Raw genomic sequence first — 23,505 nt, forward strand, 5'->3', positions numbered from 1 at the left:
GCCAGCGATGGTCGTCAACGGTGACGTTGGATACCTGACACCCTGCGGCGTTTTATCGGGCGTCATCGCCGGCGAGCCGGCGCCTACATAAAAGCTGGTGTGTATCGAAAAGACGATTAGGGCAAAACAGTCCAGATCGCAAACCCGGCATACCACAGCACCGCCGCGCGCAGCAGCAGCTCCCACAAGCGATCCAGGCTGTTGATGCCTTCGGCACCGACCACCGGCGCCGGAATCTCGCCGGCCACCAGGCCAACCTTTTCCACCAGTTGCGCTGCACTGATATCCCAGTTCAGCAGCTCATGCAGCATCACCCGGCTGACCGCGACAAAGTTGCCCACCAAGGCAAAACTCGCCGCCAGCAACCGCACCGGCAACCAGTCGAACGCATGGCGCAATTGCCCGGCACGCTCGGCCACCAGTGGGTTCTGACTGTGTTCACTGGCCAGCGCCAGCAAGCGGTAAGCCAGGGCCACCACCGGGCCGAGGAGGAAGTACCAGAAAATCACCGCAAAAAAGCTCTGGTAGGCTTGCCACAGCAAATGGCCCTGGACCCGTTCCAGCAGTTGCTCGCCGCTGTCGGCGCCAATGGCCAGGTCACGTTCGGCAACATGTTCAGCCGCTTGCAGGTCGCCCCGGCGCCAGGCATCGCGGAACGGTCCCAGTTGGCCGAGCAGATCACCGCGCCCCAGGCTGTAGATCACCACCAGCAAATGCACCGGCAGCGCCAGCAAGCCATAAGCCACCGGTTCCAGGACCAGCAACAACAGCCCCAGCAGCGCCACCGGCAGCAACACCAGCAGCGCCAGGATCAACCAGGGCTGCTTGCCCAACCGAGCGCTCGACTCAAGCCGGGCCAGTTCGCGCAGCCAACCGCCATCGCGCTGCACCCGCTGACGCAAGGCCGAGAACTTCTCGATCCATACCGCCAGCACCAACACCAGGAAACTCATTGTGCATGTCCTCCATCCTGCAAGGCGCCACGAAAACGCGCCCAATCAAAAGCCGGTCCAGGATCGGTCTTGCGTCCTGGGGCGATGTCACTATGACCGCAAATGCGCTGGAGCGTGATGCCCGGGTAGGCGACCAGCAGTTGGCGGCTCAGTTCGATCAAGGATTGGTACTGGGCATCGGTAAAGGGCTGGTCGTCGGTCCCTTCCAGCTCGATGCCCAGGGAAAAGTCATTGCAGGTTTCGCGCCCCTCGAAACAGGAGACACCCGCATGCCAGGCTCGGTCCTGACAGGAAACAAATTGCGTCACCGCACCCTCACGCTCAATCAGAAAATGCGCGGATACCCGTAGGTCAGCGATGCCTGCAAAGTAGGGATGTTCCGTGACATCCAGGCGATTCTGGAAAAACTCTTGCACTTTACCCGTGGCGAACTGGGCCGGTGGCAAGCTGATGTTATGCACCACCAACAGGGAAATCTCGCCGTTTGGGCGTTCATTGAAGTTGGGCGACGGGCAATGGGCAATGCCCTGGCACCAACCGCTGGTGGGGTCCAACTGCATACAGGTTCCTTGCGCAAGACTTAGGAGCACTCAGTATGCCGTGATCGGCCTGGTGGTTGCGATCACTTGGCGCGATTGAGTTGCCGCAGATTGCCGATCACCGACGCCAGGGCGCGATCGAACAACAGCGCGTCATCCAGGGTACGGACCCCGCCACGCTTGAACTCCAGGGCCAACTCCGTGCAGGTTTTTTCCAGGACCTTAAGGCCCGTGCGATTGACGAAGATGTAGCTGTTGGCCGGGGCGATAATCGCCGTCAGCTTGCAGCGCAGGGTGTTTTCTTCATCTTCGCGGAACTCGACCCAACTGCCGATGTGCAATTGCCGAACCTTGAGCAGATCGGGATCATCCTCCGCCAGGCTGAGCGCCTGCGAAGGCATTTCGGCGCTCGCATCCCCGCGCACTTCGACCAGCGCCACGCTGGGCAGCGTCGTGCCCTGGAATGCCTGGGTATGCAGCGCCTGTAACTGGATAAAAAACTCCCGGGTGACAAAGGAGTCGAACGCTGCCTCGCTCAACCCCTCACGCAGGGCCTTGAGCAGCGCGGGCAATTGCTCCAGCAAGCGACGACCGGCCTCGGTGTGCTCACTCAGGCTGACACTCCAGATCAATTCGTCCATGGACCTCAGCCGTGCCTGCCATTGCGGCGAGTGCTGGCCGTGCTTGAGGCATTCAAGCAACAAGACCTGGCTCCACGCCTGTTGCAGGAACTGCACCACGAAATGCGGCAAGACCTTGCCCAGCAAGCGCTGATTGACGGCATCGGCAACCCGCTGCCGCGCCTGCTCGGTACGGGCGCGCCCTTCTTCGGCGTCGCGGGTGCGCTGTTCGAGCAACTCACTGCGGCGGCGCTCGTCCTGGGTATAAGCAGTGAACTCTTGCAGGAGCACCGAGAAAATTGCCGGATCGTCGACAAAGTCGTTCAACAGGCGTTGCACCACCTGCTCGATGCGCAGGTAAAGGCTGTCACGCTGATAATCATCACGCTTGCCCCAGCCCATGGCCGCAGCCCCGATTTCATTGAGCAAGCGCCGCGCCGGGTGGCTGCCGCGGCTGAAGAAACTCTTGTCCAGCACGGCCACTTTCAACATGGGAATCTGCAGGCGCGCAATCAACGCCTTGAAGGAGTCAGGCAAGGTGCGGTCGTCGAGGATGAACTCGAACAGCATGGCGATCAGGTTGATCACATCCTCGTCAGCATCCTCCACTACCCGCGACTTGCCACTCTTGACGCTGACCCGGGTGAGCAGTTCTTCCAACTGGCGGCGCAAGTCAAAATCGTCCTCCACCGCAGGCTCCGGCACATACTGCTGCAGATGGGACAGCAGGCGCAGCAGGTCGCGGGTGGAAATCGGCTGGGCCTGGGCGCTGGCCTCCAGGGTCGGCGCCACACTGCCGCGCACCGTCAGCAGCAGCTCCTGCAGGGCCGCGAAGACTTGTTGCTCGGCCTCGTCGGCCTGTGGGTCGGCTGCCGGCGGTGCCTCGGCCGGCGGGCGGGCGCTGCTGGCGCGCTCGCCGGAACGGCGCGAAGGTACGGCCTTGAGCTCGGGCAGTACGCCCGTGGCGGCCAGCAACTGATTGGCCTCGCCGTACAGCAGGTCGGCATCGCTGAGTACGTACTTTTCAAACAGTTTCAAAATAATCAGCTTGACCCGGATCTCCACCCCCAGGCTGCGCCCGGCCCGCAGGAAGTACTCACAGAGCATCGCCGGGCCAAGGGGGTTTTCCCGATCATCCAGGCGCTTGCCCAACAACGCACCCAGGCGCGCGGTCAGTTGTCCCAGGGCCAGGCCGTCACGGTGCATGACCTTGTCGAGCATGGCTTCCAGGGCCACGGCTTTTTCCAGATCGTCAGCCGACACCCCCGGCGCTGCCTCGTAGGAGACCGTCGGCAGCAGCAGTTCGCCTTGCCCGGCCTGCCCCAGGTTGGCGAACGCGGCGAAAAGCTGCTCCATGAACACACGCTCGAAGTTCTTGCGCTTGAGGCGCAGGTCGCGCATGGCTTCAAAGAAAATATTGTGGTCGGCGTTGTTGCGCGCCTTGTCGGCCATTTCGAACAGAGTGTCGTCAGCGTTATCGAACAGCTCCTGCAAACCCCGGTCCAGTTGCTGTGTGGCCTTGTCACGAACCTGAAGCACGATCACGGGCAGGCGGGCGAGCGGCGATGGCATCGCTTGTGCGGCGATCTTATTGATCGGCACCACCTTTGCGTCATTGTGCATGCTGGCCTCCTGGAATGACGGGGTTCGGTTTTATGAGCGCTCGCCGCAACCGCCGGCGGAACAGCGGCAGGTAGCGATTATCTATAGATCACCGAGACGTCAAAGCTATGACGCCAATTGCAAGGCGCGAGATTATCTTGCAATTAGACCCTGTAGCGCCAGCAAACTCTGTAGCTGCTTTGTAATCAGGCAGGTTATGCCTGCATACCTTGGGTTCGGCGCTGCCATGCCCCTATAATCGGGGCACTTTGTATGTGGAGCCCGCTATGCCGAATCTACGCCTCGCCGACCTCACCGCCGAAATCGAAGCCAACGTGCGCCGCGCACTGCTGGAAGACATCGGCAGCGGCGACATCACCGCGCAATTGATCCCCGCCGAACGGCTGGCCAAGGCCACGATCATCACCCGTGATGCGGCCGTCATCAGTGGCACCGCCTGGGTCGATGCCGTATTCCGCCAGTTGGACCCACGGGTTGCCGTGCACTGGCAGGTGCGCGACGGTGAGCGCGTCAGCCCCAACCAGGCGCTGTTCCACCTCGAAGGCCCTGCCCGCTCGCTGTTGACCGGTGAGCGCAGCGCGCTGAACTTCCTGCAGTTGTTATCCGGCGTGGCCACACGTGCGCAATACCTGGCGGACTTCGTCGCAGCCACCCAGGTCAAGCTGTTGGACACCCGCAAGACCCTGCCCGGCCTGCGCCTGGCGCAAAAGTACGCAGTGACCTGCGGCGGTTGCCACAATCACCGCATCGGCCTGTATGACGCGTTCCTGATCAAGGAAAACCATATCGCCGCCTGCGGTGGCATTGCCCAGGCCATTACTGCCGCCCACAAGATCGCCCCCGGCAAGCCGGTGGAAGTCGAAGTGGAAAGCCTGGAAGAGTTACGCGAAGCGCTGGCGGCGGGCGCCGATATCATCATGCTGGATGAGTTGAGCCTGGACGACATGCGCGAAGCCGTACGCTTGAACGGCGGCAAGGCCAAGCTGGAAGCCAGCGGCGGGATCAATGAAAGCACCTTGTTGCCCATTGCCGAGACCGGCGTGGACTACATCTCCATCGGGGCGATGACCAAGGATGTGAAGGCGGTGGATTTGTCGATGCGGCTCAGTATTTGAACTGAACCACTGTCATCGCCGGCAAACCGGCTCCTACAGGTCCGGCACAATTTCTGTAGGAGACGGCTAGCCGTCGATGAGGACCGGGAGACGAACAGATAGCGTTTAAACCACCAGGTCGTTCATCTCGCAGTACTCTTCCCACTCGACACCCAACACCTCGGCCGCCTCTTTATGCAGGGCCAGGCGTGCCACTTCGAACTCCTCTGGCGTGGACGTGTACTTGAGGGTCAGCTCCCAAGGCTGGAAGCCCTGGCTCTCGGCCTCGTCCTCGAATGCCCACTGGATCTGGTCGCGCTGATCATCAGCACTCAGGTCCTTGATCTCTTCCTTAAGCTGCGGCGACTCCTCGAGGTACTTTTTGAGGGCTTCTGCGTGCCGCACTTGCTGGGTCATTTCTGTCGTGGTCATGGCGTTCTCTTAGATCGAGGAATGGGGATGCATCTGGGTCATCAAGGTTGCGCAGATACAAAAGAACGGGCATGAATACCGGTTCGTCTGGCCTTCAGAACCATTCTGGGATCATCTGAAAACTGTGGTGCCTTTTTGCCCGAGACAGGAGTCGAACCTGCGACCTTCGCGTTACGAGTGCGCTGCTCTACCAACTGAGCTACACGGGCGGTGGGCTAAAGCTAGCACTGCATGGGGCGCCCGGCAACTTACCGGATGTGCGGCGCAATGACTCCCTGGACCCAGAACCGTGGCTGCAGGTGGCCTTTGGCAGTGTCGATGTAGTGTTGGCTGCGCTCCGTGGAGCCAGGCAGGTCGCGGTACACGACAACTACCAGCAACGCCACCGCAAGCACAGCCGCCACTTGCCAGGCCCGATGCAACAGCGGCATCGGTTCGACAACCGGCGTGTGCCACGGATGCAATGCCATCAGCCAGCCCACCACCAGCGCCAACCAGAGTTGCGAATAGGGCATCACAATCACCCCGTCGACCATCGCCTGCACGGTCGCGCCCAGCAACGCGGCGAACAGACACAGGCGCAACAGGTCTTGCGGTGACCGTGCCGGCCCTTGCCGATGGATCACCCTCAACGTGGCCCAACCACCGCGCAGCGCCAGCAACGACACACACAAGGCAGAGGGCACGCCCCACTCACTGGCCCACTGCAGGATTGCCTGGTGCGGGTGGGCTGCGATCGGGTTGGGGATATCAGCAAAGTGCATCGGCCCAAAACCGAGCCATGGCCGTTCGCGGATCATGTCCCAGGCTTGCCACCAGATTACTTCACGACCTGAAAGGCTGGTGGTGAGCCGGTCATTGGAAAGACTGGCAATCTCCAGCCCCAGGTAACGCGCCAAAACCATGAACAACAACCAGTACAAAAACAGCCCGCCACACAACGCAGCCACCTGCCAGGCCAACCAGCGACGCCCCGCAGCCCCCAAAAAAGCCAGGATGACCGCCGCAACGCCGATCCCCAGCCAGGTACCACGGGTGCCACCACTGATTGCAATCAACCACCAGGCACACAACAGGGCGAACACCAGGCCACGCGTCAACCGCGAAGTGCTCGCAAGCAGCAGCGGCAACGCCAGCAAGGGCAAGGTAAAGGTCTGGAACTGGCCGTAGAAGCGCTTGTTGGAGAACCCACCAAGCAGAAGATCTGTGTCCAGTGTCGTGTCGCCACTGGTAAACGCCAGCACGCCTGCGTACCCATATTGAAGGGTCTTGATCAGGCACAGCAGCAACACAAACAGGATCAGCGCCTGATCCAGGGCCTGATCGCCATTGCGGCGTAGCCGGGCAAAAGCCGCCGCAATCACCCCGCAGGTGAGCATCAGCGCCCACTCGGTCAACGCCCAAAGTGGCTGGTGGGCCAACCACGTGGAGACCAACCCCAGGCCAAGAACCAGCGCCAGGCCGATCGCGGTGGGCCTGTCGACCAGCCTGCCGGCGGGAGTCACCAGGCCATAGACCACTGCGCACACGCCAACGCCAACCTGCACCACACGCTGCCAGTCATGACCACTGAAGGATAGGGTGATGCCCAGTAGCAGAAGGCTCAGCGCCAGCACCAGGAACACGCTTCCTCGCTGTTGCACGGATAACGTCATGGGCAATCTTTACTTCCTTGTGGAGTGCCTGGGAGCCGTTACGCCCGGCTCCCGTCACTGATTCAGGCGACCCGGCCTCATTTGACAGCCGCGCACCCCTTTGCAATGTACTGCTCGTCAGCGGTCGTGGTGCACTTCCAACCCTCGCTGGCACTGCGCGCCAGGGTAATGAGCTTGCCCTGGATGGGCGCAGGCGCATCGAGAATTTCACAGGCAATCGAACCCGTGCCCGCAGCCACATCACCTGCAACGCTGATCGTGCAGTTGGCGGTCGGGCTGGTACCACCGATCAGCGCCAGCGTGGGCACCGTGCCCTGGTTGAAGGTGTCCTCGAAACCGGCCTTCAACGCCGAGATTTCCGCCAGCCCCGCCGTGAACTTGGCCTTGGCCTGATGCTTGGTATACATGGGCAGGCCAATCGTGGCCAAGATGCCGATGATCGCCACGACGATCAACAACTCGATCAAAGTAAAGCCGTTCTGACGCATCACACTCACTCTCCAGAATAAAAACCCATCGCAAGGCACATCCTGTGCCCTGCCCTTGGCAACCGCGCCAGTGTACTCATCCGCGTCGGGCCAGGCCCTCACAAGACGCACAATCTGACATTTTTCCCCTCCCCAATAGCCGGATGGACACAGAGGCCTGACTAAGCTGTAGATCATCACCTGCCGATGAGCTATCGCCGCCAATGAATGATGTCACTGTGAGCCCCACCGCCACCTATGCTTGGGAAGGCACGTTGCGCAATGGCCGCAAGGTGTCCGGCGAAACCCGTGGCCATAGCCCGGCCGTGATCAAGGCACAACTGCGCCGGCAAGGCATAACCCCGGTTCGGGTACACGTGCGCTCCAGCCTCCTTTGCGGCCTGGGCAACCCAATCACCCCAGCCGATATTGCGCTGTTCACCCGCCAACTGGCGACCCTGCTGAAGGCGGGAATTCCCTTGCTACAAGCCTTCGACATGATTGGCGAAGGCTTTGACAGCCCGGCCATGCGCACAATGGTCCAAGGGCTGAAGCAGGAGATTGCCGCCGGCAACAGCCTGACCGCCGCGCTATCGAAACAGCCGCAGTGCTTCAACCCCCTGTATTGCAGCCTGATCGCGGCCGGCGAACAGGCCGGCACCCTGGAGACCTTGCTGGAGCGGGTAGCCACCCACCTGGAGAAGAGCCAGCGCCTCAAGGCCCGGATCAAGAAGGCCATGACCTATCCGCTGGTGGTCGTGCTCGTGGCGATGCTGGTCAGCAGCATCTTGCTGATCCACGTCGTGCCCCAATTCGAAAGCCTGTTCGCCGGCATCGACACACCGCTGCCACGCTTTACCCTGCTGGTCATCGGGCTGTCCGAATTCATGCAAGGCGCATGGTGGATGCTATTGCTGACCGTAATCGCAAGTGCCTGGGGAATACGCCGCGCCTACCGCCGACACAACGGTTTGCGCCTGTGGCTGGACACGGGTTTGTTGAAACTACCGCTGGCAGGCACACTGCTGAAAAAAACCGCAGTCGCCCGCTACGCTCGCACACTCGCCACCACCTTTGCCGCTGGCGTACCGCTGGCACAGGCGCTGGACTCAGTGGCCGCAGCCGCTGGCAACGAGCGGTTCACACAGGCAATCACGCGTATGCGCCAGGACGTGGCAATAGGAATGCAATTGAATCGAACCATGACCGCCAGCGGCCTGTTCCCTGGCATGGCGATCCAGATGACCGCCATCGGCGAAGAATCAGGAGCGCTGGACAGCATGCTGGAGAAGGTCGCCGATCATTATGAAACGGACGTCGACAACCTGGTGGACAACCTCAGCAGCCTGATGGAGCCGCTGATCATGGTGGTGCTCGGCAGCATTGTCGGGGCACTGGTAATCGCCATGTACCTGCCGATCTTCCAGCTTGGCACGGCGTTTTGAATATGACTCTGGACCAACTCCTGAGCCTCCATCCCTGGTTGTTCGTCTGGGCAGCACTGGTGCTCGGGCTGATCGTCGGCAGCTTCCTCAACGTGCTGGTCTGGCGCCTGCCAAAAATGCTCGAACGGGACTGGCGCGCCCAGGCCCATGAGATACTCGGCCTGCCTCCGGAGCCCGGTGGCCCGACCTATAACCTGTTGCGCCCCAACTCCTGTTGCCCGCATTGTTCGGCGCCGATTCGCCCATGGGAAAATATCCCGGTGATCAGTTATCTGCTGCTCAGGGGGCGCTGCGCGCGATGCCACGGCTCCATCAGCCCGCGCTACCCGCTCACCGAACTGGCCTGCGGGCTCCTCTCGGCATTTATCGCTTGGCACTACGGCTTCGGCTGGCCGGCCGCTGGAGTGCTGTTCTTGAGCTGGGGCTTGCTGGCCATGAGCCTGATTGATGCCGACCACCAGCTATTACCGGATGTGCTGGTGCTGCCACTGCTGTGGCTGGGGCTGATCCTCAATTACTTCGAGCTGTATGTAACGCTGCCCGATGCAGTGCTGGGCGCGGTTGCCGGGTACCTGAGCCTGTGGTCGGTGTTCTGGCTATTCAAGCTGTGCACTGGCAAGGACGGCATGGGCTATGGCGACTTCAAGCTGCTAGCCCTGCTCGGCGCCTGGGGTGGCTGGCAGATCCTGCCGCTGACGCTGTTGCTGGCGTCGCTGGTGGGTGCGATCGCAGGGGTGATTGTGTTGCGCATGCGTAACGCGCAGACCTCGGTGCCCCTGCCTTTTGGCCCCTATCTGGCGATTGCCGGCTGGATTGCATTGCTCTGGGGTGGTCAAATAACCGACTTCTATTTGCAGTCTGTCGGTTTCAAATGACCACTTCTGTCGCAACACCCTGGATTCTTGGCCTGACGGGCGGCATCGGCAGCGGCAAAAGCGCTGCGGCCCAGCACTTTATCGACCTTGGCGTGGACCTGATCGACGCCGACCATGCCTCACGCTGGGTGGTGGAGCCCGGGCGGCCAGCGCTGGCGAAGATTGCCGAGCACTTCGGTGGTGGGATTCTGCTGCCCGATGGCCAGTTGGATCGCGCCGCCTTGCGCAAGCGTATTTTCGAGGCGCCGCAAGAGCGCCTGTGGCTGGAAGCCCTGCTGCACCCGCTGATTGCAGACGAGATCCGCAGCCATCTGGCCCGCGCCCGCTCGCCCTATGCGATTTTGGTGTCGCCGTTGTTGATCGAGTCGGGTCAATACACCATGACCCAACGCATCCTGGTGATCGATGTGCCGCAATCAACGCAAATTCAGCGTACCCTGCTGCGCGACGGCATCAGCGAAGAACAGGTGCAGGCTATTCTCAAGGCCCAGGCCTCCCGGGAAGATCGCTTGCGCCATGCCGACGATGTACTGGTCAATGACCAGGACCTGGCCTGGCTACAGGCCGAGGTCGAGCGACTGCACCACTTTTACCTTACTTTGCGTGGAGGCCGAACATGAGCCAACCCTTGACCGTCGAATGCCCAACCTGCGGCGCCCCCGTGGAATGGAAAGCGACCAACCTCAACCGGCCATTCTGCTCGGATCGCTGCAAACTGATCGACCTGGGTGCCTGGGCCTCAGAAGAACACAAGATTCCGGTCAGCCCGGACGCCGAAGACGAGCTGTTCTCCGAAGACCTGCCACCGCGCGCCCATTAAGGCCGCATAAAAGCGTATTCCTGCTGGTCGTCGAGGTTTTCCGCAAGGTATTGCAACTCGTCGGCCAGGTCTTCAAAACTGCGCACGCCCTTGCTCTGCTGCACCACGGCACTCAACAGGGCACGCAGGCTCAAACCTGGATCAAAGCCAATTTCCAGCGCCGCTTCCTGACTCCTGCGTATCTCTTGCCGCGCCCACTCGTACACACTCATGATCGTGCTCCTGGAAGTTTCGCAGAGCATGCGACCACTTGCGCGTTGTGCCTTTGATTTGGATCAAGGCCGCGAATTGTCGTCCTTCCAGGGCGCCGAGAGGTAGCGCGTGCGGTTGAACGTCTCAAGCCACTCCGGGCAAAACACCACCAAGGCACTGATCACCATGCCGTTGATGAAGGCTTCGGGAAAGATGATCAGCCACAGGTAGCCGATAAAGTCTTCGATCCACTCGGGCATGGCGAAGCGACCGTCCAGCCACAGCAAGCCCAGGCCGGCCAACAGGCACAGCAACGCCGACAATGCGGCGGCAAAAAAACCGGAACAGAAGATATACACGAAGGGATTGCGCGGCTGCGCCCGCTCCACCAGCAACGCACATGTCTCGGTCACCAATACCGGCAAGAGGATCAGCAGTGCACCGTTGACCCCGACCGCCGCCAGGTCCTGGCGCCCGAGCAGCACCAGGCCCAGTTGCGCAGCCAGCCCACCGACAATTGCCAGCGGCCAGTCGAGCAACAGGGTCACGGCGGTCATGCCGATAAAGTGGTAGGACACGCCGGTATCGAAATCCCGACGCACCAGCCACAACATGAACAGCGCGAACACCGTACCGAACAACAAATGCTGGCGCCGTCGGTCGGCAAACAACTCGACCCAGGACGAGCGCAGGACCGCCCAAACAATCACCGGCGCATACAGCAGCCAGCCCAGCCACAGGGTTTGCGGCGCCAGCACGGCGGCACTGATCACGGCTGCACCTGCTCCAGGGCCTGGCGCAGTTCGGTGGCAGAGGCGTACTCATGGCGCGCGACCAGCTTGCCGTCTTCCAGTTGCAGCCACAGTACTTTATCCACAGGCGCCGGATAACGTGGAGCGATCCGAGCATCACGGTCGAGCATGACCCGGTAGTTGTAGGCCTGCATCGCGGGGACGGCGAAAAGCTTGGCGATCAACCTCGGCATGCGCTGGATATCGGCGACAAACACCACATGGCGCGCCTCCAGATAGCCCTTGGGCTGGCCCTGCAATGCCGCATCCACCTGTTTGGCTGCGTCCATGCTGCGCGCCACCAGCAAGACCTGCGCCTGATTATCCAGGGTATAGGCCTGGCCGAATTGATCCAGCAAGGTCCAGGGAGCTAGCCGCTCTCCGAGCTCAACTGCCTGGGCCCACAGGGGCAGAAAGACCAGAAACACCGCAACCAAAAACCTCACCGCGAACTCCTTGAGCAAAACCATCAACCGAACTGCCAGTCTACACCGAGCCTTTTCACACCGGACTTCCTGCGGTCATCATTTGAACGCTAAGCTGGAACCATGGATGACTCAGATTATTTGCGCCTGCTCACCATAGCGGCCGAACAAGCCAACGCGTTCCTGTCCAATGCCCGCAAATGGGAGCGTGAGCGTTGGGTCTGCCAGCGCCTGCTACAAGGCCTGAATGTGCCCTACCGCGCCGAAGAATTTCATGCCGCCGGTCAAGAACCGCCGGATGTGCTGTTTCGCGACGCCAGTTTCGAAGTGTTTTTTGTCCTGGACGAAGGCCGGCGCCTGAATGACGAATGGCGCGACGAACTGCTACGGCGGCGCAGCGCTTTTTCCCTGAGCCAATTGGTGCGACGTGAAGCCAAGCCCAGGCGCATTCCCGCCCATGAGTTCCTGCTGCGCCTGGCGCCGACCCTGCGCAAGAAGGCCCATAACTATAAAGAACGCGGCATGGACCTGGGGGAGCTGGATATCATCGCCTTCGCCAGCCTCAAGCGCGAAGTGCTGGACCTCAACAGCCATTTCCCGCCACCCACGGAATACCTGCGCCAGGGCTGGCGCTCGCTGTCATTGGTCGGCCCGACCTTTGCACGCGTGTTGTTCGCCCACCCGGACGCCCCGGATTTCTTGCGCAACAACCTGGGGCGCAGCATAGTGTTCGACGTGGGTATCAGCCTGTAACGTGATGCCCTTTTGCAACGTCTACCTGACGAGGCCTTTATGACCAGCCGCCTGAACCCTGACGACCAAGAACATGTCGAAGAGTACCTGCAACTGTCCCAACACCAGGTTGAGCGCAAGCCTTTCCGGCCGTGGCTGCTCCTTGGGGTGGTACTGCTTGTGGTGATTGGCCTGGGCCTCCTGAGCCGCCTTTTGAGTTACCTGACGCTATGAGCTGCCTGGCGCTCGCTCGGGTAACTGCACCGATTTCTTTTAGCCTTGCGAGATACCCCCATGACCCATCGTATTATTATCGTCGGCGGCGGCGCCGGCGGCCTGGAGTTGGCTACCCGACTGGGTAAGACTCTGGGCAAGCGCGGTACCGCCAGCATCACGCTGGTGGACACCAACCTGACCCATATCTGGAAACCCCTGCTGCACGAGGTTGCCGCCGGCTCGCTGAACTCCTCTGAAGACGAACTCAATTACGTTGCCCAGGCAAAATGGAACCACTTCGAGTTCCAGCTGGGGCGCATGAGCGGGCTTGATCGTGAACAGAAGATAATCCAGCTGGCCGCGACCCTTGATGAAGAAGGCCGGGAACTGGTGCCTGCGCGCGTGTTGGGCTATGACACCCTGGTGATTGCGGTCGGTAGCACCACCAATGACTTCGGCACCGAGGGCGCAGCACAACACTGCCTGTTCCTAGATACCCGCAAACAGGCAGAGCGCTTCCACCAGCAATTGCTCAACCACTACCTGCGCGCCCATGCTGGGCAAACCGATGTGGTGGAAAGAATCAGCGTGGCAATCGTTGGCGCTGGCGCCACCGGTGTCGAGTTGGCCGCGGAGCTGCACAACGCGGCCCATGAGCTGGCAGCCTATGGCCTGGACCGGATCAAACCAGAAAACATGTCCATCACCCTGATCGAAGCCGGGCCACGGGTATTGCCAGCCCTGCCAGAGCGGATCAGCGGACCTGTGCATAAAACCCTGGAAAAGCTCGGGGTGACGGTCATGACCAACTCCGCCGTGAGCGAAGTCACCGCCGACAGCCTGATCACCAGCAGTGGCCAGGTGATTCCCGCCAGCCTCAAGGTGTGGGCCGCCGGGATTCGCGCGCCGGGCTTTCTCAAGGACATCGACGGCCTGGAGACCAACCGCATCAACCAACTGCAGGTGCTGCCAACACTGCAGACCACCCGTGACGAGAATATCTTCGCCTTTGGCGACTGCGCGGCCTGCCCGCAGCCGGGTACCGACCGTAACGTTCCACCGCGGGCGCAAGCGGCCCACCAGCAGGCGTCGTTGCTGGCCAAATCGCTGAAATTGCGCATCGAGGGCAAGCCCCTGCCCAGCTATAAGTACACCGACTACGGCTCACTGATCTCGCTGTCGCGTTTTTCGGCTGTGGGTAACTTGATGGGCAACCTGACCGGCAGCGTGATGCTTGAAGGCTGGCTGGCGCGGATGTTCTATGTGTCGCTGTACCGCATGCACCAGATGGCCTTGTACGGGTTCTTCCGCACGATGATGTTGATGCTGGGCAGCAAGATTGGGCGGGGCACTGAGCCGCGGCTCAAACTCCACTAACAACACGGTCCCGGATGGGAGGGGGCTTGCTCCCGATAGCGGTGGTTCACACACACCGCAATCGGGAGCAAGCCCCCTTCTACATTGGATCGGCGGCACTTTCAGGTTTTGCGCAGGCAAAAAAAATCCCCGTATCTTTCGATACGAGGATTTTTAATATGGTCGGGGTAAGGGGATTCGAACTCCTGACATCCTGCTCCCAAAGCAGGCGCGCTACCGGACTGCGCTATACCCCGGTAAAAAAAAGGCGACCTTTTCAAGTCGCCTTCTTCGATCAGTGCTTTTGGCCTCTGATCTTAAGATTCGATTCCAGCGTTAACTGGTCTCAAAAATGGTGGGTCGTGTGGGATTCGAACCTACGACCAATTGGTTAAAAGACAATTGGTTTTAGTGCTTCAGAGCCCAAGATCGTGTTCGCTACACATAGCTGTTTCCGTGGCCTCGCAGCTTCTAATGAACCCACATTAGAGGCTCCAAACCATGAAAATCTCTGCGGTCGTTTCGACCAAAGGCGGCGTAGGCAAAACCACCATCGAGGCCAACCTCGGCGCTTTTTGTGCGGATGCAGGGCTGCGCGTGCTCCTCATCGACCTAGATCCTGCACAGCCCTCACTCTCCTCGTATTACCAATTGGTCGATGAAGCTCAGGGCGGCATCTACGACCTGCTGGCATTCAATATCACCGAATCAGCCAAGATCATTTCCAGCACCACGATACCAAACCTGTCGCTTGTCATTTCCAACGACATCAACAACCAACTGAACAGCCTGATCCTGCAAGCACCTGACGGACGGTTGCGACTCGCCAACCTGATGCCGGCGTTCAAAGATCATTTCGACCTGGTACTGATTGACACCCAAGGCGCCAGATCGGCCATGCTCGAAATGGTGGTTCTAGCCTCTGATTTGGTCATATCCCCACTTCCGCCCAATATGCTCGCTGCACGTGAGTTCAGCCGGGGATCCATGCAGATGCTGGACGGCCTGCGCGCCTATGGGCGCCTGGGCATGAAAATCCCTCCTGTGCGGATCGTCGTCAACAATCTCGACCAAACCACCGACGCGCAAATGATCGAGCAGTCGGTACGGGAAATTTTCCAGGACAATGACGAAATCAACGTTCTGGATTGCGTCGTCCCCTCCGCAGTGGTGTTTCGTAACAGTTCATCCCTGGGCGTCCCAGTACACCGCCTGGAATACCGACAGCCTTCCAACCGCATATCCCCTGCAGCCCTTGCCGTCATCCGCCAATTGGCCATTGAGCTCTTTCCAGAATGGCGCGACCGATTCGAAGCCATGACTGAGGAGCGCGTGGCCAAGCTCGTCAAGGAGGGCCGCTGACATGGCAAAGACCTCCGTCACCATTGCCCACGGTATTACGCCTGAGGTAATGCAAAAGCTGAATCAGCTCTACAGCTCAAAGGACCTACGCGGTGCTCAGACCAAACTCACCAGCACAGCGCGCGAGATCCGCAGGCTTAGCAACGGCCGCAAAATAGGCTCCGGTGTATTGGGCAACCTCAGCGAATACCTGACCCTAGAGCAATGCCACCTGCTGCAGGATGCAGCGAATCTCATAGACTCGGTGAATACTCATGTCGAACATGCGAAAGAAAAGCGCGTTCGATCAGAAAAAGAGTCGAAACGTCGCCAGGACGCACGCCTCGCTCGAGCCAAACAGCTTGTGGCCAGTGCTTACCCTCTCCCCGCCGCATCCAATGAACAGCTGCTAGATGTTATCCAAACTGCGCTCATCCTCAACCGCGCAAGGCAATACCACACCGTGCGTAACGCAAACGAATTTAACCTTTACGTCAGGAATGAGCTCGAGACTCCAGCGCGTTTATATGGGCGGACACCCACGCAATATCGGATAAACAACCTGACATCGATCCGGTATGACCTCATCGACGAGTTAACGCACCACATTGCCTATGACGACGGATCAACGGTGGAGGAACGACTTCAAGCTCTTAAGGAAAAAATAGCTGAGGCTCGCGCCCAGACTGCATTGACCTCGGATGAACGCGAGACCCTACGTCTTTGGTCAGAAGCGCTCTCCCCTGATGCCCAGCAGGGCGGGGGTGAATGATGGACAAGCAAAAAGTCCTCAGCAAGGTCGCCAAACTCATGGCGCTGGCCAAGTCACAAGGCGCTGCCCCAAACGAAGTGGAAATTGCACTTCGTCAAGCTCGCCATTTGATGAAGCAGTACAACTTGGAACACACCGAAGTTGCTGCCCATACAATCGAAGAAGCCATTGTGGGTACCAAAACCCGTCGGGCACCGCAGGATTGGCTGCACAACCTGGCCTCAATCTGCTCCCAAGCCTTCGATTGCAGCCACTTGGCGTATTTCAATCCGCTACTTGGCTGGTCCTTCAAGTTTTTGGGTAAAGGTATTTCACCTGAACTGGCAGCTCACACCTATTCAACGCTGCATCATCAGCTTGTCGCTGCCCGTCGAGCTCATGTTGCCCAGCAGAAGCGCTGCCAACTGAAAACCAAACGTCACCGCGGCCAACTGTTTGCCGAGGGCTGGCTCAATGCCATCGCCTCTAAGGTGAGCCAGTTTGCAGGCGGGATAGACGAAAATTCTGCGCTGGAGATCCAAGCCTACCTGGAATGGCATCATCCAAAACTAACACTAGCCATTATCAAGCCCATCGAAGCCAAAGGTCATGACACCCGCTCGTTGCAAGCGGGATGGGACCAGGGCAAGCATGCCAGGCTGCATCGTGGTGTTGGACAGCAGTCACAAGGAGCCCCTGGGCATGGGGGGAGCCAATGAGAACTCATTCGCTTTCACCGTTGGCCATGGCGGCGCTGGAACAAGCCAGATCACAACTTGGGCTTGCCCCGGTTCACAAACACCATGTTTGGAGTGAGGCGGAAGAGCGCACGCTCATTGTCCGCTATCCCGATGAACCGACTCAGGTCCTAGCCGCCGAATTGGGGCTCAGCGTCTATCAGGTCTATGCCAAAGCCAAACGGCTGGGTTTGAGCAAAAGCGCCGAGTTTCTTCGCAGTAGTCGCTGTGGCCGGCTTGACGGCAAGTTGGGCGCTGAATTCCGCTTTCCCAAGGGTTCAGTCCCATGGAATAAGGGCCTTAAGGGGCTCCCCTCCTCTGGCCGTATGACTCAGACGCAGTTTAAGGCGGGCAATAAACCGGGGAACTGGCTGCCTATTGGCAGCCTGCGCACAACTCCTGATGGCTATCAGCAGAAGAAAATCACCGATACCGGTTACCCACCCGTTGACTGGAAAGCCGTGCATGTATTGCTTTGGGAGGAGCATCACGGACCAGTCCCTATAAACATGTGCGTGTGCTTCAAGGACGGCAACAAGGCCCATATAGCCCTGAATAACCTGGAGTTGCTGACGAGAGCAGAACGCATGCGTCGGAACACCATTCATCGGTATCCGGAAGAGCTGAAATCCGCAATACGCGCTATCGGCAAACTCAAACGCACCATCCGGGAGGTTGAAAATGAAGAACAAGATTGAAGATCTGCGTAATCACCTGTTCGTCGCGATCGAGAGCCTCCTGGACCCAGAAAAACCAATGGAAATTGAACGGGCTAAAGCGGTAGCGGAGGTTGCTCAGGTCATGATCAATTCAGCGAAGGTTGAGGTCGACATGGTCAAAGCCCTGGGGGCACGCAACGGGAGTGGTTTTCTTCAGATAGGCCAGGAGTCGGGGAAATGAATCACCTTGACCTCTCACCGCCCTACTCCGTAGAGGCTGAACAAGGTGTGTTAGGTGGGCTACTACTCGACAACAACACCTGGGATCTCGTCGCGGACAAACTGGATGCCTCTGATTTTTTCCGACACGACCATCGGTTGCTGTTCCGGACAATGGCAGGCCTTGCTGACAAGTCCATTCCGTTCGACATCGTCACCGTCCACAACGCGCTGGAGGAGCCAGACGAAGCCGGAGGGCTGAGCTATCTGGGCGAGCTGGCCAAAAACACGCCGTCTGTAGCCAATATCGAGCATTACGCATCCATCGTGCGTAATCGCTCACGGCTCAGACAGCTCATGTCCCTTGGATACCAATGCTCTCGCGAGGCGACAGACCCGCTGGCAAGTGCGGAGGATGTTCAAGAATCAATTGAACAGCAACTTTTCGCTCTGGGTGAAGGCAAGAGCGCAACGGAATTCGTCAACATCAACCAATGCCTGACGAACGTCGTTGAACAAATAGACGAACACTTCAACGGCAATGTCACTGTGACCGGTCTGCCTTCAGGCCTAGAGGACTTGGACGAGCTGACGTCGGGTTTTCAAGAAGCAGACCTGATAATCCTCGGCGCGCGCCCGTCTATGGGGAAAACGTCTCTGGCCTTGAACTTCATAGATACGGCTCTGCAGGCAAAGCTTGATCGCACAGTTCAGGTTTTCAGCATGGAAATGCCGGCCAAAGCACTGCTGTATCGATTGATGGGCATCCTAGGCCATATCGACCTGGGCAGGCTATTGAAGGGCAAGCTCGAAGATGATGATTGGCCGAAGCTGACTGCAGCGGTTTCTCGTATTAATGGCTATGGAGAACGGCTTGTCATCGACGACTCTTCAGCGCTCACGCCTGCAGTAATCAGAGCCAAATCTCGTCGAGCAGCTCGTCGCTTCGGACACCCGAGCTTGATCCTGATCGACTACCTGCAGCTCATGCGCTGCCCAGGTCAGGAAAACAAGGCCAACGAGATCAGCGCAATATCTCAGTCGCTCAAGGCCCTGGCGAAAGAGATGAATTGCCCGGTGGTTGCGCTTTCCCAGCTCAACCGGGAACTGGAACGACGTCCAAATAAGCGTCCGATCAACGCAGACCTGCGTGATAGCGGTGCGATTGAACAGGACGCTGATCTGATTATGTTCGTCTACCGGGACGAGGTGTACCACCCTCAGAGCGAACACAAAAGCATTGCAGAAATCATTCTCGGCAAGGCGCGTAACGGCCCAACTGGGACCGTCAGAACAGCCTTCATCGCCAACCAGACCCGGTTTGCCAACCTCAGTCCCAACGCCGGCTGGCAAGGGGCACAACAATGAAAAAGCAATTCTCACTCAGAGCAGAGCTACAGCCTGATTCGGAGACACAGTTGAGTGCCGAACAATTCAGGATACGCGACCTAGTTTGCTCTACAGACCACTCTGCTTTTTTGAAGCGGCTGTTCAGCCCGGGGGTTCAAAAAGCGCTGTATTCGCGTGCGGTGATCGACTTTGTTATCGCATACGGTAAAGCGACAGCCGCTCACCTACCAATCGTGAGATCAGCAGGTGAAAAAGCTCATGACGAGAAAATTGCCCAAGGTTTCTCGCTAGAAGACGCTGAACAAGCTGCCTACACCACCAGGCTCAATGAGTACTTAAAGGTCCCTTTGCCCCCGTTTCCAAGAGGTGGAGCGCTTTCATCAGGTGCATCAAAGGCTCTCTGTATCCCTCCATCACGAGAGGATTCTGACCAAGGTCTCCTAGACGCTGGGGAGCAGTCGCAATGAATCCATCACAGGTTTGCTTGAACAGTTCTCGCGTACGACTATCGGTGGCCAGCACGTTACCGATGATTTTCAACGCATCGCAAATCCCGGCCTGCATTGCGCTGGCGTACAACTCGTTGGGGTTTAGCTCTTCTCCTGTTCTTTTCATGCCGGACCTCCAGGGGTCAGTAGTTTGCGTGTGGAAACCAAACTCTACCACTGGATGCGTCCGGCACCTTTCACCCTCAGCGTTCAACCCCAGCGCCCTATCGCTGCCGAGTGCTTCTTGTACGTCACCCGTTATACCTCAAGGAGGCCAGCCATGATCCGGCTCACTCATTGGTGCCATCAATGCGATAGCCACCACCCGACACATCGTGTGCGCAGCGTCGTACAGGCCCCAGTATCCCTCGATGGCGAAGTGGACGTGCTTATCTGCCCTAACTGCAATAGCTATGACATCGAGGAGCTTCAGGAGGTGTCGGATGCACAGTAGCGCCGAGCTATTTCCTAGTATCCATGCCGGTGCCGTGTTCGAAGCCTCTGCCGTGGCTCATGCCCATAAATCTGGGATCAACCCAGTGGAGCTCGACGCATTAGCTCAAGCGATCGGCCGCCTTGCTCGTGACCACAGCACCGTGGTCCCAATGAGCATGCGTGAGGATCTGTTGGAGTTTGAGAAGCTCGGCTACGTCGAGCTGACCAACACGCCCAGCGCAACAATTACCGTTGAACTGCTCTGCGCGGGCGCTTTGCTATCCAGCTACTTCTGGTCGGTTTGGGTGCCCCGCTACCTCCAGTGCTGTTCGCTGAAAGTGGCCGTAATGTCTCACCTGCACCCCCCCGCGGAAGTTCAGCACTGCAGCGTGGTGTTCCGCGTGCCTGGAGCACGTGAGGCTACGCGTCACTTTTTGCATGAGCTCGGTACCAAGTTTCCTGGCGACCAGGCTGAAATCATCGCGATCCAGACCGGTAACGTTCTGGCAGACAGGGATGCAGAGCTATGACCACCAATCTCCTACGCGGAAAAAGCGAGAGCCTTCGTGTACTCGTGAAGTTTGCTGAAGCGAATGGCTGGACGGTGTCTCGCACTCAAGGTGGCCATATCAAGTTCACGAAATCTGGCCTTGGATCGATTTACACCTCATCAACCGCAAGCGATTACCGCTCAGGCCTCAACGCCAAAGCCCGTATTCGTCGTGCTGATCGAGCTCAAACCCTACACTCGCAGGAGGCAATCTAATGCCTATCCGTCATTGCATCGTCCACCTGATCGACAAAAAACCCGATGGCACACCTGCTGTTCTCCAGGCACGCGATTCGGAGCTATCCGAATCGGTCGCCATCGAGAACATGCTTGCCGACCTCAACGAGAGCTATAACGCCAAACAAGGCAAGGCCTGGGGTTTCTTCCATGCCGAGTCCGGCGCGCACCCGTTTAGCGGCTGGTTAAAGCAGTACTTTGAAGGTGGCTAGGACTTCACCGCCTTCAGCCACACGGCGGTCGAGCATCTGCAAAAGCTGATGGAAGAGTCCAACCTCTCCACCGGTGGCCACGTACTGTTTGCCCATTACCAGCAAGGCATGACCGACTACCTAACTGTCGCCCTGCTCCACCACAGTGAAGGCGTGGTGGTTACTGACGATCTGGACGTCACTCCCTCACGCCATCTGGACGTTGGCCAGTTGCACCTGGCGGCGCGTATCAACTTGTCCGAGTGGCAGAACAACAAGCAGTCCAAGCAGTACATCTCGTACATCAAAGGCAAGAACGGTAAGAAGATCTCGGGGTATTTCAGCGACTTCATTGGCTGCATGGAAGGCGTCGACGGCCCGGGCGAAACCCGCACCCTCCTCAAGGCGTTCAGCGACTTCGTTGAAAACGAAGACCTGCCAGATGAATCGGCCCGCGAGAAAACCAAGGCCCTGGTGGACTACGCCACCAGCCAGGCCAAGCTCGGTGAACCCATGGGCCTGGAGGAGCTGTCGGGCTTGATCGATGAAGATCGGCCCAAGGCGTTCTACGACCATATTCGCAATAAGGACTACGGCCTGTCGCCGGAAATCCCCCTAGATAAACGCACTCTCAACCAATTCCGTCGGTTCACCGGCCGTGCCGAAGGCTTGTCCATCAGTTTTGAAGCCCATCTGCTAGGGGACAAGATCGAGTACGACGAGGCGTCCAATTCATTAGTCATCAAGGGGTTACCGACCCAACTCACTGATCAGTTGAAACGTCGCTGAACACACTTTCTACCCTAGGCATCGGAGCCCACCATGAGTAACAAACCAAAGCGTCAGCATGAAGAAAAATTCGTTGTTCGCCTTCCCGATGGGATGCGCGAACGTATCGCAGTGCAGGCGCGCGAAAACACCCGATCAATGAACTCGGAAATCGTTCATCGCTTGGAGTCCACCGTCGAACTTGAGGCCGCTCTGGATCGAGCTTTAAAAATCATTGACCAGCTTTTGGCGGCAAGCCCAGCTTACGAGCAACCAGGAGCCAGAGTATGAAACCGTCTTTGGCTCAGACCATGAAAGATAAGCTGCTGCTGCCGGCGTTTGAATCAAAGTCGCCGGTGGCAGCGCGAATGAGCGACCCCATCGTCGATACCCCCATGCTGTTGACCCTCGACGAAACGCTGCCGTATGACGAAAACCCAAGGACGACTCGTAACCCGAAATACGATGAAATTAAAGAGTCGATACGGAATCGGGGCCTCGACACACCACCTCCAGTCACGCGTAAACCTGGAGAAGATAAGTACCGGATCCGCAACGGCGGCAACACGCGCCTGGCCATTTTAAACGAATTGTACCGTGAGACCGGCGACGAGAAGTTCTTCAAGTTCCACTGCCTATTCCGTCCGTGGGACGTTGTTCGGGGCGAAATAATCTCGCTCACCGGCCACTTGGCCGAAAACGATATGCAAGGCCAGCTTTTGTTCATCGAACGAGCTATTGGAGTAGACAAGGCAAAAGCCTTATATGAGCAGGAGGTTGGGAAGTCCATATCTCAAAGTGAACTTTCTCGGCGATTGAAAGCAGATGGGTATCCAGTTTCACAACCACATATAAGCCGCATGCAGGACGCCATCCGATATCTCCTCCCAGCGATTCCTGCGGTGCTTTACTCTGGGCTGGGAGTAGATCGGATCTCAAAATTACTTGCACTACGAAAAACAGCCCTTCAGTGCTGGGAGCGCAATTATCAAGAACAGGAGCAGCATCTCGAATTCGATACGGTTTTCCAGGATGTGCTGTCCCAATTTGAGGGAGACGCTGAAGAGTTCCTGTTCCAGCGTTTCCAAGACGAATTGATTGATCAGCTTAAAAAGCCGCTGAACCTTGGCTACGAGAAAATATTGCTGGAAATTACTCAGAACCAGGAGGAACTGCGCCGTTCAACGCCGGTACTTGAGTTGCCTCAGTACCCAGCCGCTCAATTTGAAGAGTTGCCTCAGCCTAATCCCTTAGACAATGAAATTGAGGGTAGTCAGAGTCGCCAGCAGCAGCCTTCTTCCTCTAATACAGAGGTCACGCGAACGACAACCACTAATGCTGCTCGTGCTCAACCAGGGGCCCAACCAGCTGTGGCCCCTCCCTCGCTGGAGCAATTGAGCCCGCAAGAGCGCCAAGCGTGTTGCCGCTGACCGAAAACTGACCCAGTAGAGGCTGTTCTGCCGACTGAAAACTGACCCAGGTGTTCAACTGCTTCTGCTCACTTTTTGAGCAGGAGAACACAGGGTGATCAGCATGGAAATGTT

At 58.5% G+C, this 23,505-nt stretch carries 27 protein-coding genes, 2 tRNA genes and 2 pseudogenes; 19 read left to right on the forward strand and 12 right to left on the reverse strand.

All coding sequences use genetic code 11. The annotated features are described in order from the left end of the window. Positions 1 to 116: 116 nt before the first annotated feature. From ampE to FIV38_RS01275, 3 genes are all read right to left on the reverse strand, one after another. A complete protein-coding gene (gene ampE, locus FIV38_RS01265; protein WP_029291976.1) occupies positions 117 to 953 on the reverse strand; it encodes a regulatory signaling modulator protein AmpE in 837 nt (278 codons plus the stop codon). Then, a complete protein-coding gene (ampD, locus tag FIV38_RS01270) occupies positions 950 to 1,513 on the reverse strand; it encodes a 1,6-anhydro-N-acetylmuramyl-L-alanine amidase AmpD (RefSeq protein ID WP_029291979.1) in 564 nt (187 codons plus the stop codon). Before ampD ends, ampE begins: the two co-directional genes overlap by 4 nt. A gap of 62 nt (positions 1,514 to 1,575) precedes the next feature. After that, a complete protein-coding gene (locus tag FIV38_RS01275; protein ID WP_092238366.1) occupies positions 1,576 to 3,735 on the reverse strand; it encodes a DUF1631 domain-containing protein in 2,160 nt (719 codons plus the stop codon). 266 nt (positions 3,736 to 4,001) lie between these two features. Here FIV38_RS01275 and nadC point away from each other — a divergent pair, with 266 nt between their 5' ends. Continuing rightward, positions 4,002 to 4,850 (forward strand): carboxylating nicotinate-nucleotide diphosphorylase, encoded by an 849-nt coding sequence (nadC, locus tag FIV38_RS01280; RefSeq protein WP_070994129.1) that lies wholly within the window; start codon positions 4,002 to 4,004, stop codon positions 4,848 to 4,850. A gap of 105 nt (positions 4,851 to 4,955) precedes the next feature. Here nadC and FIV38_RS01285 read toward each other — a convergent pair whose 3' ends face one another. The 4 genes from FIV38_RS01285 to FIV38_RS01300 all read right to left on the reverse strand — a co-directional run bounded on the left by FIV38_RS01285 (position 4,956) and on the right by FIV38_RS01300 (position 7,404). Beyond that, complete coding sequence (locus tag FIV38_RS01285; RefSeq protein ID WP_070994130.1) at positions 4,956 to 5,261, reverse strand: DUF6388 family protein; 306 nt, start codon at positions 5,259 to 5,261, stop codon at positions 4,956 to 4,958. A 136-nt stretch (positions 5,262 to 5,397) separates the two neighbouring features. Continuing rightward, positions 5,398 to 5,470: transfer RNA gene (locus FIV38_RS01290), tRNA-Thr, on the reverse strand. 39 nt (positions 5,471 to 5,509) lie between these two features. Next, positions 5,510 to 6,916 carry an O-antigen ligase family protein gene (locus tag FIV38_RS01295; RefSeq protein ID WP_070994131.1) on the reverse strand — a complete coding sequence of 469 codons (1,407 nt, stop codon included), beginning with the start codon at positions 6,914 to 6,916 and terminating at the stop codon, positions 5,510 to 5,512. Positions 6,917 to 6,993: 77 nt separating this feature from the next. Beyond that, positions 6,994 to 7,404, reverse strand: coding sequence for a pilin (locus FIV38_RS01300; RefSeq protein WP_092238369.1), 411 nt, complete (start codon positions 7,402 to 7,404; stop codon positions 6,994 to 6,996). Between the two features lie 203 nt (positions 7,405 to 7,607). Between FIV38_RS01300 and FIV38_RS01305 the strand changes: the two genes are divergently transcribed. From FIV38_RS01305 to yacG, 4 genes are read left to right on the forward strand one after another with little or no spacing between them, the layout of a single operon-like run. Further along, the gene (locus FIV38_RS01305) at positions 7,608 to 8,828 is read left to right on the forward strand and encodes a type II secretion system F family protein (protein ID WP_092238372.1); all 1,221 of its coding nucleotides are present in this window, start codon (positions 7,608 to 7,610) and stop codon (positions 8,826 to 8,828) included. A gap of 2 nt (positions 8,829 to 8,830) precedes the next feature. After that, positions 8,831 to 9,703: a prepilin peptidase gene (locus FIV38_RS01310; protein WP_139273591.1), complete on the forward strand. Its 873-nt coding sequence runs from the start codon at positions 8,831 to 8,833 to the stop codon at positions 9,701 to 9,703. Then, entirely contained in the window at positions 9,700 to 10,323 is a 624-nt protein-coding gene (gene coaE / locus FIV38_RS01315; protein WP_029291995.1) for a dephospho-CoA kinase, read from the forward strand. Before FIV38_RS01310 ends, coaE begins: the two co-directional genes overlap by 4 nt. After that, positions 10,320 to 10,523, forward strand: a complete 204-nt coding sequence (yacG, locus tag FIV38_RS01320; protein ID WP_092238375.1) for a DNA gyrase inhibitor YacG — start codon at positions 10,320 to 10,322, stop codon at positions 10,521 to 10,523. Before coaE ends, yacG begins: the two co-directional genes overlap by 4 nt. Here yacG and FIV38_RS01325 read toward each other — a convergent pair. From FIV38_RS01325 to FIV38_RS01335, 3 genes are all read right to left on the reverse strand, one after another. After that, on the reverse strand, positions 10,520 to 10,735 hold the full coding sequence (locus tag FIV38_RS01325; RefSeq protein WP_029292000.1) for a hypothetical protein: 216 nt from the start codon (positions 10,733 to 10,735) through the stop codon (positions 10,520 to 10,522). The genes yacG and FIV38_RS01325 overlap by 4 nt on opposite strands. 63 nt (positions 10,736 to 10,798) lie before the next feature. Then, the gene (locus tag FIV38_RS01330) at positions 10,799 to 11,488 is read right to left on the reverse strand and encodes an energy-coupling factor ABC transporter permease (RefSeq protein WP_029292001.1); all 690 of its coding nucleotides are present in this window, start codon (positions 11,486 to 11,488) and stop codon (positions 10,799 to 10,801) included. Beyond that, positions 11,485 to 11,976 (reverse strand): FAD/FMN-containing dehydrogenase, encoded by a 492-nt coding sequence (locus FIV38_RS01335; RefSeq protein WP_167362652.1) that lies wholly within the window; start codon positions 11,974 to 11,976, stop codon positions 11,485 to 11,487. The genes FIV38_RS01330 and FIV38_RS01335 overlap by 4 nt, the downstream gene beginning before the upstream one ends. 78 nt (positions 11,977 to 12,054) lie before the next feature. On the opposite strand from FIV38_RS01335, the gene FIV38_RS01340 reads away from it, so the two are divergent. Genes FIV38_RS01340 through FIV38_RS01350 form a run of 3 tightly spaced genes read left to right on the forward strand, consistent with a single transcriptional unit; the run spans position 12,055 to position 14,256 of the window. Next, complete coding sequence (locus tag FIV38_RS01340; RefSeq protein WP_029292005.1) at positions 12,055 to 12,684, forward strand: DUF1780 domain-containing protein; 630 nt, start codon at positions 12,055 to 12,057, stop codon at positions 12,682 to 12,684. A gap of 39 nt (positions 12,685 to 12,723) precedes the next feature. Further along, positions 12,724 to 12,897 (forward strand): DUF3094 family protein, encoded by a 174-nt coding sequence (locus FIV38_RS01345; protein ID WP_032866455.1) that lies wholly within the window; start codon positions 12,724 to 12,726, stop codon positions 12,895 to 12,897. A 60-nt stretch (positions 12,898 to 12,957) separates the two neighbouring features. Then, positions 12,958 to 14,256, forward strand: coding sequence for an NAD(P)/FAD-dependent oxidoreductase (locus FIV38_RS01350; protein WP_029292008.1), 1,299 nt, complete (start codon positions 12,958 to 12,960; stop codon positions 14,254 to 14,256). A 159-nt stretch (positions 14,257 to 14,415) separates the two neighbouring features. Here FIV38_RS01350 and FIV38_RS01355 read toward each other — a convergent pair. Then, positions 14,416 to 14,492, reverse strand: a tRNA-Pro gene (locus tag FIV38_RS01355). A gap of 244 nt (positions 14,493 to 14,736) precedes the next feature. On the opposite strand from FIV38_RS01355, the gene FIV38_RS01360 reads away from it, so the two are divergent. Genes FIV38_RS01360 through dnaB form a run of 6 tightly spaced genes read left to right on the forward strand, consistent with a single transcriptional unit; the run spans position 14,737 to position 19,310 of the window. Then, complete coding sequence (locus tag FIV38_RS01360; protein ID WP_092238378.1) at positions 14,737 to 15,597, forward strand: ParA family protein; 861 nt, start codon at positions 14,737 to 14,739, stop codon at positions 15,595 to 15,597. A 1-nt stretch (position 15,598) separates the two neighbouring features. After that, on the forward strand, positions 15,599 to 16,348 hold the full coding sequence (locus tag FIV38_RS01365; protein ID WP_092238381.1) for a hypothetical protein: 750 nt from the start codon (positions 15,599 to 15,601) through the stop codon (positions 16,346 to 16,348). After that, positions 16,345 to 17,046: a DUF2786 domain-containing protein gene (locus FIV38_RS01370; RefSeq protein WP_092238385.1), complete on the forward strand. Its 702-nt coding sequence runs from the start codon at positions 16,345 to 16,347 to the stop codon at positions 17,044 to 17,046. Before FIV38_RS01365 ends, FIV38_RS01370 begins: the two co-directional genes overlap by 4 nt. Then, positions 17,043 to 17,762 carry an HNH endonuclease signature motif containing protein gene (locus FIV38_RS01375; RefSeq protein WP_092238388.1) on the forward strand — a complete coding sequence of 240 codons (720 nt, stop codon included), beginning with the start codon at positions 17,043 to 17,045 and terminating at the stop codon, positions 17,760 to 17,762. Before FIV38_RS01370 ends, FIV38_RS01375 begins: the two co-directional genes overlap by 4 nt. After that, on the forward strand, positions 17,746 to 17,964 hold the full coding sequence (locus tag FIV38_RS01380) for a hypothetical protein (protein WP_032877851.1): 219 nt from the start codon (positions 17,746 to 17,748) through the stop codon (positions 17,962 to 17,964). Before FIV38_RS01375 ends, FIV38_RS01380 begins: the two co-directional genes overlap by 17 nt. Next, the gene (dnaB, locus tag FIV38_RS01385) at positions 17,961 to 19,310 is read left to right on the forward strand and encodes a replicative DNA helicase (protein WP_092238391.1); all 1,350 of its coding nucleotides are present in this window, start codon (positions 17,961 to 17,963) and stop codon (positions 19,308 to 19,310) included. Before FIV38_RS01380 ends, dnaB begins: the two co-directional genes overlap by 4 nt. A 306-nt stretch (positions 19,311 to 19,616) precedes the next feature. Here the strand turns inward: dnaB and FIV38_RS01390 are convergent, their stop codons facing one another. Continuing rightward, positions 19,617 to 19,907, reverse strand: coding sequence for a hypothetical protein (locus FIV38_RS01390; protein ID WP_092238393.1), 291 nt, complete (start codon positions 19,905 to 19,907; stop codon positions 19,617 to 19,619). A 316-nt stretch (positions 19,908 to 20,223) separates the two neighbouring features. Between FIV38_RS01390 and FIV38_RS01395 the strand changes: the two genes are divergently transcribed. The 5 genes and pseudogenes from FIV38_RS01395 to FIV38_RS01415 form a co-directional block, all read left to right on the forward strand. Beyond that, positions 20,224 to 20,745 carry a hypothetical protein gene (locus FIV38_RS01395; RefSeq protein WP_092238396.1) on the forward strand — a complete coding sequence of 174 codons (522 nt, stop codon included), beginning with the start codon at positions 20,224 to 20,226 and terminating at the stop codon, positions 20,743 to 20,745. Then, positions 20,742 to 20,981 (forward strand): type II toxin-antitoxin system HicA family toxin, encoded by a 240-nt coding sequence (locus FIV38_RS01400; protein ID WP_008437325.1) that lies wholly within the window; start codon positions 20,742 to 20,744, stop codon positions 20,979 to 20,981. Before FIV38_RS01395 ends, FIV38_RS01400 begins: the two co-directional genes overlap by 4 nt. Then, positions 20,981 to 21,982, forward strand: a pseudogene (gene yejK, locus FIV38_RS01405) (nucleoid-associated protein YejK). Before FIV38_RS01400 ends, yejK begins: the two are co-directional and overlap by 1 nt. Before the next feature lie 33 nt (positions 21,983 to 22,015). Next, positions 22,016 to 22,252, forward strand: coding sequence for an Arc family DNA-binding protein (locus tag FIV38_RS01410; protein ID WP_092238401.1), 237 nt, complete (start codon positions 22,016 to 22,018; stop codon positions 22,250 to 22,252). Next, positions 22,249 to 23,239: pseudogene (locus tag FIV38_RS01415) on the forward strand (ParB family protein); the annotation flags it as partial. The gene FIV38_RS01410 and the pseudogene FIV38_RS01415, both read left to right, overlap by 4 nt. Between the last annotated feature and the right edge of the window lie 266 nt (positions 23,240 to 23,505).

Origin of the sequence: Pseudomonas proteolytica (assembly GCF_007858275.1) — a bacterium.
GTDB lineage: Bacteria > Pseudomonadota > Gammaproteobacteria > Pseudomonadales > Pseudomonadaceae > Aquipseudomonas > Aquipseudomonas proteolytica.